The following is a 12,181-nucleotide window of genomic DNA, read 5'->3' on the forward strand; positions in this document are numbered from 1 at the left end:
TCCGAACGAAGCCTCCAGCCCACGCTTGACTGGATCACCGGGAATATCAAGCACAGCATGACAGTCTCTGAGATGGCGCGCATCGCTGGCATGCCTGAAAGGACCTTCGGGCGCCGTTTCGCGGCGGAGATCGGCTGCGCACCACATTTGTGGCTTATCCGTCAGCGAGTTGCACGCGCCCAGGAACTGCTCGAGGAGACTCGTATGTCGGTGGAAGATGTCGCCTCTGAGTCTGGTTTCGGCGCAGCTCCGCTGCTACGGCATCACTTCATGCGGACGATCGGCATCACACCCACTGAATACCGCAGAAAGTTCTTTGACCAGAAGGATCTCCGGTACTAAGACCCGCCCGGAGAAACGGCGCTTCGAACCGGGATTTTTCCCTCACCAGCACGCCCCCTGTCATGTGGCCAGAGCGCCGTGTGGTCACGAGTTGCGAAGTTCCTCCAGCGCCCCCCCGTCGAGCAAGTGCGCGCGACGTGCTGGCAGCGCCCACACACCGCCGGCGGCCAGTTGGTAGTCGACCGGTTTCCGGCCCACTGCCTCGACCCGTGCCCAATACTCCCCCGCCCGGAACCGGCCGATCTGCCTCCGCCAGGCGCAGGAACGACTGATGTCCGGGGCGGTCAGGCGTTGGTGCTCACATCATTCCACTAGTCCTGGGCGGCATTTTCGTCTGACCTACGAGCAGATCAGTGTCCGGCGTAGGCGGGCACGTCGGAGATCAGTTCGCGGTAGCGCACTGCGTGGGCCGCTAGTTCATCTGGCGTAACCCGGTACGCCGAGTGCAGGATCAGAGGCTCCGCCAGGTCGAGGCCGCAGAGGTGTGCGGTGACTTCCAGCGGGCGCAGCAGCTCGGCCATGGTGAAGCGGTTGTGCCCCGAGGGCGTGTACGACGACTCAGGGGCGCCGGTGGAGATGACCAGCTGCAGCCGCTTGCCCTGCAAAGCATCGCCGCCGGCACCGTAAGCGAAACCATATGTGAGGACCTGGTCCATCCATTCCTTCAGCACGCCGGGGACGGAGTACCAATGCCAGGGGAACTGCAACACGATGGTGTCATGCTGACGCAATAGCTCCTGCTCCCGGATTGCGTCGACACGCCGGTCCGGGTAGGCGGCGGAGAGTTCATGGACCGTGACGTGTTCCAAGTCCTTGACGGCGGCGGAAAGCTGGGCGGTGATTCGCGAGGTTTTCAGATCGGGGTGGGCAACGATGACGAGGGTGCTGTGGGTTGCCCGTAGATCCGGGCCAGCGCGCGTTTCGCCGCGGTGTAGGGCTCAGCCGAGCCGGTGAGGAGCGAATGCGCATTGGCCGCCTCCAGGAATGCCGTCGTCTCGAACACCAGTTGGTTCACGTCGGCGCCAGATAGTTCTCCGGCGTCGGCCGCGGTCTGGATTTCCGAGGCCAGCAGGGAATGCCATTCCAGAACCGCCTTCGCAACAGCTTCCCTCACCGGGCCGGATTTGGAATCCAACTCCGTGCTGGCGGCCGTGAAGAAACATCCGCCGCTAAAGACCCGGTCGCGGCTGTAGGCAAGCCAGTCGTCCAGAAGGACCCGAAGTCTTGCCAGACCGGGTGCGGTCTTAAGGGCAGGCGCCACCACCGCGGCCATGAAAACTTCCCGCGCCGCCTCGACCGTCGCGAGTTGTAGCTGCTCTTTCGAACCGAACAGCACAGCTACCCCGCTCTTACTTAGCGCTGCACGGGCGGCCAGGCCCCCGATCGAAAGACCCTCGAGCCCCTCGATTGAGGCCATGTTCACCGCTTGCTCCAGGACAGTTTTTCTCGATTTCAGGCCTCTGGCCGTTCTGCCATCCATGTTGACCTCTCTTCGTGCACTTGACAGTGATTATACTGTACGATCGTCCGTATAGTGCGACCCCTGCCATGACGCCCGTCCAGCTTCGCCCCTTGATCGCGTCCCTCACGCCGGTCGCCAAGTAACCCTACCGAGCCCCCGGAGACCTGCCTGACATCGAACGCGGACAGAGGTGAGCTGAATGGATACCGACTACAGCAGTGACCCGGGTTGCTGCGACGACGATCAGGGGTGCTGCTGACCCGCTCCCGCCTGCCGGCCCCCACAGGACCGGCAGGTGCCTCCCAACAGAACCGCCACACCTACGGATGAAACAGAGGACACCATGGATTCGACGAAGAGCCTTCCCGTTGCCGTGATCGGTGCCGGGCCCGTGGGCCTGGCCGCCGCGGCCCACCTGATCGAACGCGGGATGGAACCGCTGATCCTCGAAGCCGGCCCCTCCGCGGGCGCCGCGATCGAGCAGTGGCGCCACATCCGGCTGTTCTCGCCCTGGCAGTACAACGTCGATGCCGCCGCCGTCCGCCTGCTCGAAGCCACCGGCTGGGAATCACCCGGGCCCACGGCCCTGCCCTACGGCGGGGAACTCATCGACCAGTACCTGACACCGCTGGCCGCGCTCCCGGCCATCAGCTCCCGGCTGCAGACCGGTTCCAGGGTCATCGCCGTGACCCGGGCCGGCATGGACAAGACCCACACCCGCTACCGCGCGAACACACCGTTCGTCGTCCGGGTCGAGCACGCGGACGGCGAAACCCGCGACCACGCCGTGGCCGGGGTCATTGACGCCTCCGGCACCTGGTCCACCCGCAACCCGCTGGGGACCTCCGGGCTGCCCGCCGCCGGCGAAGACACCGCCGCGGACCGGATTTCCTCGCCGCTCCCGGATGTCACCGGCCGTAACCGCGGCTCGTTTGCCGGCCGCCGGGTCCTGGTGGTCGGCGCCGGGCACTCCGCCGCCAATACCCTGATCAATCTTGCGGACCTGGCCACGGACGAACCGGACACCCGGATCCTCTGGGCGGTCCGCGGCGAGTCCGCCTCGAAGGTCTACGGCGGCGGCGACGCCGACGGACTGCCCGCCCGCGGCCAGCTCGGTGCCCGCCTGCGCCGCCTCGTCGAGGCCGGGACCATCGAACTGCACACCGGCTTCGGCATCGGCTCGCTGAAATCCCTCGCCTCGCACGTCACCGTCGGATCCGTGGACGGCCGGACCCTCGAGGCCGACATCGTCGTTCCCTGCACCGGGTTCCGCCCGGACCTGGACATCCTGCGCGAACTCCGGCTGAACCTGGACCCGGCCGTGGAGGCCCCCACCGAACTCGGCCCGCTGATCGACCCGGAATTCCACTCCTGCGGCACCGTCCCCCCGCACGGCGCGGCCCTGCTGGCCCACCCGGACCAGGACTTCTACATCGTCGGCATGAAGTCCTACGGCCGGGCGCCGACCTTCCTGCTCGCCACCGGCTACGAACAAGTCCGCTCCGTCGCCGCCGCCCTGGCCGGTGACCGCGAAGCAGCCGACACCGTCCAGCTCGAACTCCCCGAAACCGGCGTCTGCTCCTCCGACGCCGGCACCAGCTGCGACGTCCCGGCAGCCCACGCCGTCGCATCCGAGTCCTCGTGCTGCGCCGCTCCCGAGCCCGTGCTCGTCGGATTCCCCACCGGACTCTCCCACGGCCGCTCCGGCGACAACTGACCACCTTCCCCTGCTTGCGACCACTGAAGACACTGGAGAGCTGACATGACTGAACACCACGAACGCGGCATGAAACCAGCCGGGGGGCTGCAGGAGAACACCGAACTGCTCCGCCGCATCAGCTTAGTCCTCATGGACCAGCTCGTTGGTGGGTCCGTCACGGTGCACTCGGCCGGAACCAAGCCCGCCCAATCGCTGAACCCCCAGTCCGTGGAGTTCCTGAATGAAATCGGCATCGACATCACCGGCGAACACCCCAAGCCCGTCGGCGACGAAGTTCTGGACGCGGCGGATGTCGTCGTCGCCCTGGGCACCGAAGCCAAGCTCGAACCCCGCGAGGGCAAGCGGCTCGAGGTCTGGGAAACGGACGAGCCCTCCGATCGCGGCATCGAAGGCATGGAACGCAGGCGCCTGGTCCGGGACGATATCAAGGCCCGGGTCCAGAAGTTGCAGGCAGAACTGACGGGGAGCTAGGAAATGACTGCCCCGGCGTTATCCCGGACACTGGTCGCGGAGGGTGCACCGCGCGGCGGCCTCGCCGCACTGTGTATCACCCAGACCACCGGAGGGGGCATCCTCTACTACGCCCTGCCCGCAGCGGTTCACCCGATCAGCATGGACACGGGCTGGGACCCCGCCCTCGTCACCGGAGCCTTCTCGGCCGCGTTGTTCGTCTCCGCCGCCGCCGGGATTCTCGTTGGCCGTGTCCTGGACCGGACCGGGCCGCGCAACCTCATTGTCGCAGGCTCCCTCACCGGCGTGTTCGCCCTGATCCTGGTCGGGCTGGCACCGAACCTGCCGGTGTTCTATGCGGCCTGGCTGGTCGCCGGAACCGCGCAGGCCGCGGTGCTCTACCAGCCGGCGTTCACCGTGATCAGCCGCTGGTACGGCCCCGCCCGCATCCGGCCCCTGACCATCCTGACCCTCACCGCAGGATTCGCATCCACCATCTTCGCCCCACTCATCGCTGCCCTCAGCAACAGCATTGGCTGGCGGGCCGCTTTTCTGGTCCTCGCCGGCCTGCTCGGTGTCATCACAATTCCCCTGCACGCCCGTTACCTCAACCGATCATGGACCTCAGCTCCGCACCGAGACCTTATCGCCACCGATAGGACAGTGCTCAGAGCCGTCCGCCGCAGCCCTGCATTCATCGGTCTGCAGGCCCTGATGGTTCTGCTGTGCTTCGGGCTCTACGCTGTGACGCTGAATCTCATCCCTGTCCTTATGGAAAAGGGCGCCGACTACACCACGGCCGCGCTCGGCTTCGGACTTGTAGGAGCAGGAGAGGTCGGCGGCAGTCTGCTCTTCGCCGCCATCCCGGCCACTGCACGTATATCTGTCGTCACCGGAACCGCCACTGGTGCCATCCTCGTGCTGGCTCTCCTGCCAGGACCGGCACCCATGCTGATCGCCGCCGGCATGCTGGCCGGTGCCGTCCGCGGCTGCCACACCCTGTTGCAGGCCACCGTCGTGGCCGACCGGTGGGGAACAACGAGCCTCGGCACCCTGCAAGGAAGCTTCGCCGCACCCATCACGGCCGCCGCAGCCCTTGCCCCGGCAGCCGGCTCAGCAATCGCAAACTGGCTCGGCAGCTACACCTCCTTGGCCTACGCGATGGCGGCCATCACCGGAACCGCTGCACTCATCGCCGCCACGCGCCTCTCCAGAGGCCCCAAAGTCAGATGAAGGATGACCGGACGGACCAATCGTGCTCGGAGTCGGGTGGAAGTGCCCATTGCACCTGATCGGCACCGCCGCGAAGTTCGCAGCTGCCTGGAACAGAATCTGAGATTCTTGACCTACCGGCTGTGTGTCGATTCGCTGGCCCGCATCGGATACTGTCTCCATGGATGTAGGCACCACAACGGCACAGCACGGCAAGGAGACCCGGCCGGATGATTGAACTGGTCCCCGAAAATTGGACTGGCCAAGTAAGACCCTAGGCCGCGAGGGCCTGGGTCCGGTATTGCATCGGGCTCAGGCCCTCCAGCTTTGTCGAGATCCGTTCGGTGTTGTACCAGCGGATGTATTCCTTCAGCTGGGCTGCCAGCGCGTCGGTGCTGATGAACCGGACATGGTGGAAGAGCTCTTCCTTGAGGTGGCCGAAGAAGTTCTCCATCACCGCGTTGTCGTAGCAGTTGCCCTTGCGGGACATCGATTGAACAGCACCGGCGCCTTGCAGAAGGTTCCGCCACGAGGCGTGCTGGTACTGGAAGCCCTGGTTCGAATGCACGGGCGGTTGCTGCCCGCCCTAGAGCGTGGCCAGCGCCTTGCGCAATGAGGTGGTGGTGGGCTCCAGGTTCGGGGTTGAGCTGATGGTGTGGGAGGTGATCTGCCGGTCGAAGAGGTCCATGACCGGTGAGAGGTAGAGCTTCCGGTCGCCGACGCTGAACTCGGTCACCTCCGTCACCCACTTCCGGTTCGGTGCCTCGGCGTCGAACTCGCGGTTCAGCACGTTCGGGGCAATCCTGCCCTGCTCGCCCTGGTAGGAGTTGTACCGCTTCCTCCTTCGGACCTTGCAGACCAGCCGCAGTGCACGCATGAGTTTCTGCACGGTCTTCTTCGCGATCGTCCACCCTTGCTTGGCCAGTGCAGTGTGGATGCGGCGGTGCCCGTAGCGGCCATGGTTCTGCTCGAAGATCTCTGTGACTGCGGCCTTGAGTGCCGCCTGCGGATCGGGGGCCTGGAGGCGGGCCTGGTGATAGAAGAACGTGGACCGGGCCAGACGGGCGACCTGCAGCAGAACCGGGAGCGGGAAGTCAGCCTTGAGGGCGATGAGGGCCTGGACCTTCACCGTCGTTGTTGTGCCCTCAAGGCCCGTAATTTTCCCAGGTAGGCCACTTCCGCCCGTAACCGTTCGTTCTCCCGTCGCAGCCGTTCCAGCTCGGGCAGCTCCGCCGGCGGCGGGGAATCGGGCTTCCTGGGTCTGCCTTTGGGGTTCGGGCGCAGGGCATCCGCGCCCTCGCGGCGATAGGCAGCTGCCCAGTTTTCAGTAGGCCGGACGAGGGCTGCCGGCCTCCGCCGCGAGATACTGGGCAGTCTCGCCCGCGGTGAACCGTTCGACCAAGGCGAGCTTGAATTCGAACGAGTACACCTGTTTCGTCGGCTTGGCCGCCAGTGCTCCTCGACCATGGATCTTCCACGGCAGATAGAGAAGCTTCACCGGTGAGTGAGACACACCCAGCAGCCGCGCAGCCGCTTTATCCGCGATGCCCTTCTCAAACCACGCTACAGCGGCCTCGCGCTGATCTTCGGATATCGGACTCCGTGCATGCATAAAACTGCTCCCCGAGAGTCAGAACTGATTTCTCAGTCCAACTTTCGGGGAGCAGTTCAGATCCGGCCGGGGCTCCCCTTGCATCAGCTCAGCTTGTATCAGGGCTCCTTTGCATCACGTCCAAGGATCAGGCAGACGCGCGGGCTTCCTCCTGTGAGCGGACGGCCTTCCATTCCACAATCCGTGCCTGCTGCAGCGGGGTCTTCCGGTTGAAGTGCCAGGCCGCACCCAGCAGCAGGAACCAGATGGGGGTCACGAAGAGTGCCATGCGGGTGTCATCGGCTTGCGCCAGGGCCACCAGCATGAAGACGAAGAACGCGAGCACCACGTAAGGCATGAAGGCGGAGCCGGGCATCTTGAAGGCCGAAGCCTCGTGCAGGGCCGGCCGCCGGCGGCGGAAGGCGATGTAGCTGATCAGGATCATGGACCACACAAACATGGTCAGCACGGAGGCCACGGAAGTGACGATCGTGAACGCGCCGATCACGGAGTCGCCGGAATAGAGCAGGATCAGACCGGCCAGCAGGAAGATGCAGGAGAACAGCAGCGCGTTCTGCGGCACCTTGCGGATGCTGAGCTTTCCGAATGCCTTGGGCGCGTTCCCGTCCTGGGCGAGCCCGTAAACCATCCGGGACGTTGAGTAGATTCCGGAGTTGGCGCTGGAGGCGGCGGAGGTCAGGACCACAAGGTTGATCACCACTGCGGCGATCCCCAGCCCGGCGAGAGTGAACATGCCGATGAACGGGCTGGTCGCGGGATCGATGGTGCGCCACGGGTTGACAGCCATGATGACCACCAGGGCGCCCACGTAGAAGAGGAGGACGCGGACCGGGATGGAGTTGATGGCCCGCGGGAGGTTCTTCTCCGGGTCCTTGGTTTCGGCGGCGGCGGTGCCCACCAGTTCGATCCCGGCGAAGGCGAAGATGGCGATCTGGAAGCCGAGGACGAAGCCGAACATGCCGTGCGGGAACATGCCGCCGTCGTTCCACATGTTGGCGAGGTTGGCTTCCGCGCCGTTCGGGGACGTGAAGTGCGTGGCGATCATGACCGCGCCGGTGATGATCAGGGCCACGATGGCGACCACCTTGATGATGGCAAACCAGAACTCGGCTTCACCGAACGCCTTCACGGTGGGGAGGTTCAGGAGGATCAAGACCACGGGCGTGAGCAGCGCCGGGATCCACAGGGGCGTGCCGGGTGCGAGCTTGTCCAGGTATCCGGCGATGGCGACGATGTCGGCCACCCCGGTGACCACCCAGAAGAACCAGTAGGACCAGCCGGTGAAGAAGCTGGCCCAGGGCCCGAGCAGGTCGCCGGCGAAGTCGCTGAAGGATTTGTAGTTCAGGTTGGAGAGCAGGATCTCGCCCATCGCACGCATCACGAAAAACAGCATGGAGCCGATGATCATGTAGACGAAGATCACGGACGGTCCGGCCAGCGAGATGGTCTTGCCGGAGCCCATGAACAGTCCGGTGCCAATTGCGCCGCCGATGGCGAGCAATTGGATGTGGCGGTTGCCGAGGGCGCGGGCGAGGTGCGGTTCGTGGTTCCCGGCGCCGGAGTCACCGTTGGCGGAGGCGGCAGTGTCAGATTCTGAAATGGCCGGAGCGGCCGAGGTGGTGCGTTCAGACATGAGGCTTCTTCCTTGTCACGGGCGGTCGCAGCGGGCGGGGGTTGCGCAGTGCGGGCCGCACGGAACCGTCAGGGTGTGACGGAGTTAACAGTTTTGGCGGGTAAATCAAGGTTAGGGCCGGTATTTCGTGGTCCCCGTTGTCGCGACGGCCCCCGCAGTGGGCCCGGCCGGCAGGGGAAGTGGTGTGGCACTGCCGGCGGAACGGACCCCCGGAAGGCGCGTTGCGGCTGTGGCCATTGGTTAGCGTGTATAGATTGCGCGCGATAGCTTGCCCTAGTAACTCTCCAGGATCGTTTGGGTCGTCACGACGGCGGCAAAGTCTCCACCAAACAAGTTGGTTGCTGTGACCTTAGATAGGTCCGCCGCTTTCATCACCACACCGTCTGGACCTTGAAGGTCAAAGGTATGGCAGGCGTCGATTGCCACAACCGTGCCGAATCCCAGGTTGTCGGACATGCGTGCCGTGGTTTCCACGCACATGTTGGTTTGTATTCCGCATAGGACGACCTCCTCGATTCCGCTGGTGGTGAGCCAGTCAGCAAGATCGGGTGACCCATAGAATGAGGAATTTACCGTCTTGGTGACGGCTAAAGTCGGTTCGATGCCAGCCAAGAATGGTTTAAGTTGGGAACTACTCCGGTCTGGGTGAAAGGTTGATTCAGGACGCTCGGACGTGTGTGTCACCATGACAAGGGGAAGTCCGTGTTCTTGCCAGTGTTCGACTAGACGGAGGATGTTCTTTTCAGCGTCCGGGTTGTCTCGTTTTCCCCAGTAGCTGTGATCATCAAAAGTCTGTTGCACGTCGATGACGATGAGTGCCGCATTCGCAGACACTCGAAAATCATGGCTTCCAGCAAGCGAACTCTGCGCTGATGCGTGCGGGGGGTCTGTAGGAGTAGCAATATTCAAATCAGCTGTATTCATGGGTACTACTCTGCCTGCGCTCATTCACCACAGGTGAGTGGCAGTTATGGCATTGTGCGATGGTTTCCCGCCATATACTGATCTGATGCTCTCCGTCGCTCTTCTCCTACTTCCAGGCGCCCGGCTGTTTGATGTTGCCATCATCACCGAAACTTGGTCACCCGACCGCCTTTCTTCGCCGCCCCTGGCCATCGAACTGCGCCGCTGTTCCGACGGAACCGGCTTCGTTCCGCTGACCGAAGGGGCCCATTGTGCCCCGGACGCACCCTTGGCTTGGGCTGAGACGGCCGACGTAGTCCTAATCCCTGGCCTGGGCGACTGCGGCGTGATCCCGGACGCCAAGTATCTGCGAGCGATCACCGAAGCGCACCGCCGCGGTGCCATTATCGCGTCCCTCTGCTCGGGTGCGTTTGTCTTGGCAGAAACCGGCCTTTTGGACGGTGAGACCGCAACGACCCACTGGGGATTAACCAGCACGCTGTCTGCACGTTACCCCGCAGTCCGCGTTGACCCGTCGGTGCTCTTTGTCGGCAACAACCGTGTATGGACATCGGCCGGCGTCGCTGCAGGAATCGACCTGAGCATCCACCTCATCCGAATGCTCTGCGGTGGGCAAGCGGCAACGGCGGTAGCGAGGTCTATGGTCATGGCGCCCCATCGGGCTGGTGGGCAAGCACAATTTGTGCGTTCCCCAGTGGCCGTGAAAGAACCCGACGGGGAAGCCTCGGATGTGGTTCGGTCGTTGTTGGCGGCCGACCCCCGCCAAACGCGGACGGTGGCAGAGTTTGCCCGGAACGCATGCATGTCCGAGCGCACATTCGCTCGACGGTTTATTGCCGAAACTGGAACGACGCCCCACCAATGGGTGATGAACTGGCGCATCGACCAGGCCAGCCAACTGCTGGAAGAAAGCGACGCATCCATAGCGGAGATTGCCAGCGCCGTTGGATACGCGACGCCGGTGTCTTTCCGCCAGCGGTTCCGGGCGGTCAAAGGTGTGGCGCCGTTGGAATATCGCAGAGCGTTTCAGATGCGAGGCTAGGCTCCCGCCCGGTGCTCACAGTTGTGAAAGGATTCTTCACGCCGAGGAATCACACGGCGTGGTGGCGGCCACTTTGGTGTCGGATGCCGTCTCTTGCCGAGTTTTACGGGGTCGTCTACGACTGGGAATTAGCAGTCATCACGGCGGAAGGCTACGCCCGATTTGACGTTGCCCGAGCGCTCCGCACCGGTCGCGTTTAGGAACCACCGTCCAGATGAAGGCTCACCGCTCGAGTGTCGCCTTCTTTCGTTTACTTGGTCATCAGGGAAGCGTTCCCGCGGCCGGCCATCCAACCGGAGAGGCCACTGTCATCTTTTGATGGCGTTGCAGCCGTCCCGTTTGAGCAGCCCGCAGCGGGATAGCCGCCTTAAGGCCGGTCCGAAGAATGAGTGATCGCGGCCCGCCGTCCGTCGCCGGGAGCTTCTATACGATGGCCTGGGTGAGCGCCGCGATAGCTCTGGACATCGATCGACGAATCAGCTCGTCACGGACTAGTCCATGTTCATCGATGGATTGCCTGGATACCGGGACGTCGACGCAGGCGCTATCTATCAGAGTCGCACCCGTATACCCCAGAACGATCGCCAGCGACGCATATGTCTTTTCCGCCCTGAGGGGGTTTGTCGATGGATTGATCCACCCTGTTGGTTTATCGGAAATCTCGGTACCGCCTATCGTCCACTCCAGCAGATTCTTGAGGGCACCAGGCATCGCCCCAGCATATTCGGGCGTGCTGATCAGCAGTGCAGACGCATCTCGAATTGCCGCCCGCAGTTCTGTGACCTCAGATGGGAGGGCTGCGTGATCCAGGTCCGGATTGAAATGCGGAAGGCCACCTAGTCCATCGTAAGTATCTGTGGCGAATGGCGTCCTCACCAGATCGGCAACGGTCGCGATGACCGCCGCGTTGACGGAACCGACCCTGACACTCCCACAGATCAGCAGGATTGAATGAACCACGTCTCGTCCTTAGAATCTTCAAGTTCAACGTCCCGGCTTTTTAGCTGGCACCAGGGCATCCGTAGTGAGGAGCATACGGGTACCCGAGCATCAATGGCCGCAACGCACAGCTTCAGCCAAAGCCGGGAGGGCGATACGCCGAGTCGGTAACTATACGGACGATCGTATAATACAATCGCGAATGTGAATACTTCTTCCTCGCCCCTCATCCTTGGTCCCCGCGCCGCGCTGGTGATCGTCGACGCCCAAAAGGCCTTCGATGACGCCGCCTACTGGGGTCCGCGCGATAACCCCTCCTGCGAGGCAAACATCGCCGCCCTGCTGACGCGGTGGCGAGAAACCAGCCGCCCCATCGTTTTCGTACGCCACGACTCCACCGCCCCGTCTTCGCCCCTGCATCCGGACAACCCAGGCAACGCGTTCAAGGACATCATCACCGACACCCCGGATCTATTGGTGCGCAAGAGCGTCAACTCCAGCTTTCACGGCACTCCCGATCTACACGCCTGGCTGCAGGAAAACGGCATCGAGGAACTGGTCGTTTGCGGAATGACCACCAACCACTGTTGCGAGACCACCGCCCGAGTCGGGGGCAACCTCGGTTACCGGGTGTTCTTCCCGTTGGATGCCACCCACACCTTCGACCGCACCGCTCCGGACGGTGAGGACGTCGCCGCAGCTGCCCTATCCCGGATAACCGGGGTGAATCTACACGGGGAGTTCGCCACGGTAGTAACCACCGCCGGCCTGCTCGAACAGGTACCGCAACTTGCAGCCACCGCTCAGTAGCCGGAGCGGACGGGACTATCCGTCAACGCTCCCCT

14 protein-coding genes are annotated in these 12,181 nt (G+C 63.6%); 6 read left to right on the top strand and 8 right to left on the bottom strand.

From position 1 onward, the window contains the following. The coding region (locus ABIB51_RS12985) for a helix-turn-helix domain-containing protein (RefSeq protein ID WP_354188622.1) at positions 1–342 on the top strand (342 nt) is incomplete at its 5' end. Between the two features lie 350 nt (positions 343–692). Here the strand turns inward: ABIB51_RS12985 and ABIB51_RS12990 are convergent. Together ABIB51_RS12990 and ABIB51_RS12995 are read right to left on the bottom strand one after the other, a co-directional pair. Next, positions 693–1,217: an NAD(P)H-dependent oxidoreductase gene (locus ABIB51_RS12990; RefSeq protein ID WP_354188832.1), complete on the bottom strand. Its 525-nt coding sequence runs from the start codon at positions 1,215–1,217 to the stop codon at positions 693–695. After that, positions 1,196–1,759: a TetR/AcrR family transcriptional regulator gene (locus ABIB51_RS12995; RefSeq protein ID WP_502916134.1), complete on the bottom strand. Its 564-nt coding sequence runs from the start codon at positions 1,757–1,759 to the stop codon at positions 1,196–1,198. Before ABIB51_RS12995 ends, ABIB51_RS12990 begins: the two co-directional genes overlap by 22 nt. A gap of 388 nt (positions 1,760–2,147) precedes the next feature. Between ABIB51_RS12995 and ABIB51_RS13000 the strand changes: the two genes are divergently transcribed. The 3 genes from ABIB51_RS13000 (at position 2,148) to ABIB51_RS13010 (ending at position 5,207) form a co-directional block, all read left to right on the top strand. Continuing rightward, entirely contained in the window at positions 2,148–3,521 is a 1,374-nt protein-coding gene (locus tag ABIB51_RS13000; protein ID WP_354188834.1) for an FAD-dependent oxidoreductase, read from the top strand. Between the two features lie 69 nt (positions 3,522–3,590). After that, a complete protein-coding gene (locus ABIB51_RS13005) occupies positions 3,591–3,995 on the top strand; it encodes an arsenate-mycothiol transferase ArsC (protein WP_502916135.1) in 405 nt (134 codons plus the stop codon). Between the two features lie 3 nt (positions 3,996–3,998). Continuing rightward, positions 3,999–5,207 carry an MFS transporter gene (locus tag ABIB51_RS13010; RefSeq protein WP_354188628.1) on the top strand — a complete coding sequence of 403 codons (1,209 nt, stop codon included), beginning with the start codon at positions 3,999–4,001 and terminating at the stop codon, positions 5,205–5,207. 253 nt (positions 5,208–5,460) lie between these two features. Here ABIB51_RS13010 and ABIB51_RS13015 read toward each other — a convergent pair whose 3' ends face one another. From ABIB51_RS13015 to ABIB51_RS13035, 5 genes are all read right to left on the bottom strand, one after another. Next, entirely contained in the window at positions 5,461–5,754 is a 294-nt protein-coding gene (locus tag ABIB51_RS13015; RefSeq protein ID WP_354188630.1) for an IS3 family transposase, read from the bottom strand. An 18-nt stretch (positions 5,755–5,772) separates the two neighbouring features. Further along, positions 5,773–6,315, bottom strand: a complete 543-nt coding sequence (locus ABIB51_RS13020; protein WP_354188632.1) for an IS3 family transposase — start codon at positions 6,313–6,315, stop codon at positions 5,773–5,775. Between the two features lie 195 nt (positions 6,316–6,510). Next, positions 6,511–6,798 carry a hypothetical protein gene (locus ABIB51_RS13025; protein WP_354188634.1) on the bottom strand — a complete coding sequence of 96 codons (288 nt, stop codon included), beginning with the start codon at positions 6,796–6,798 and terminating at the stop codon, positions 6,511–6,513. A 127-nt stretch (positions 6,799–6,925) separates the two neighbouring features. Continuing rightward, positions 6,926–8,431: an amino acid permease gene (locus ABIB51_RS13030; protein ID WP_354188636.1), complete on the bottom strand. Its 1,506-nt coding sequence runs from the start codon at positions 8,429–8,431 to the stop codon at positions 6,926–6,928. 273 nt (positions 8,432–8,704) lie between these two features. Then, positions 8,705–9,355 (bottom strand): isochorismatase family protein, encoded by a 651-nt coding sequence (locus ABIB51_RS13035; RefSeq protein ID WP_354188638.1) that lies wholly within the window; start codon positions 9,353–9,355, stop codon positions 8,705–8,707. Between the two features lie 85 nt (positions 9,356–9,440). Here ABIB51_RS13035 and ABIB51_RS13040 point away from each other — a divergent pair, with 85 nt between their 5' ends. Then, positions 9,441–10,397: a GlxA family transcriptional regulator gene (locus tag ABIB51_RS13040; RefSeq protein WP_354188640.1), complete on the top strand. Its 957-nt coding sequence runs from the start codon at positions 9,441–9,443 to the stop codon at positions 10,395–10,397. A gap of 423 nt (positions 10,398–10,820) precedes the next feature. Here the strand turns inward: ABIB51_RS13040 and ABIB51_RS13045 are convergent, their stop codons facing one another. After that, complete coding sequence (locus tag ABIB51_RS13045; RefSeq protein WP_354188642.1) at positions 10,821–11,357, bottom strand: NADPH-dependent FMN reductase; 537 nt, start codon at positions 11,355–11,357, stop codon at positions 10,821–10,823. Between the two features lie 183 nt (positions 11,358–11,540). Between ABIB51_RS13045 and ABIB51_RS13050 the strand changes: the two genes are divergently transcribed. Then, positions 11,541–12,146 (top strand): cysteine hydrolase family protein, encoded by a 606-nt coding sequence (locus ABIB51_RS13050; protein ID WP_354188644.1) that lies wholly within the window; start codon positions 11,541–11,543, stop codon positions 12,144–12,146. Positions 12,147–12,181 lie beyond the last annotated feature (35 nt).

The sequence above is a fragment of the Arthrobacter sp. UYCu712 genome (assembly GCF_040547005.1).
In the GTDB taxonomy this organism is placed as follows: domain Bacteria; phylum Actinomycetota; class Actinomycetes; order Actinomycetales; family Micrococcaceae; genus Arthrobacter.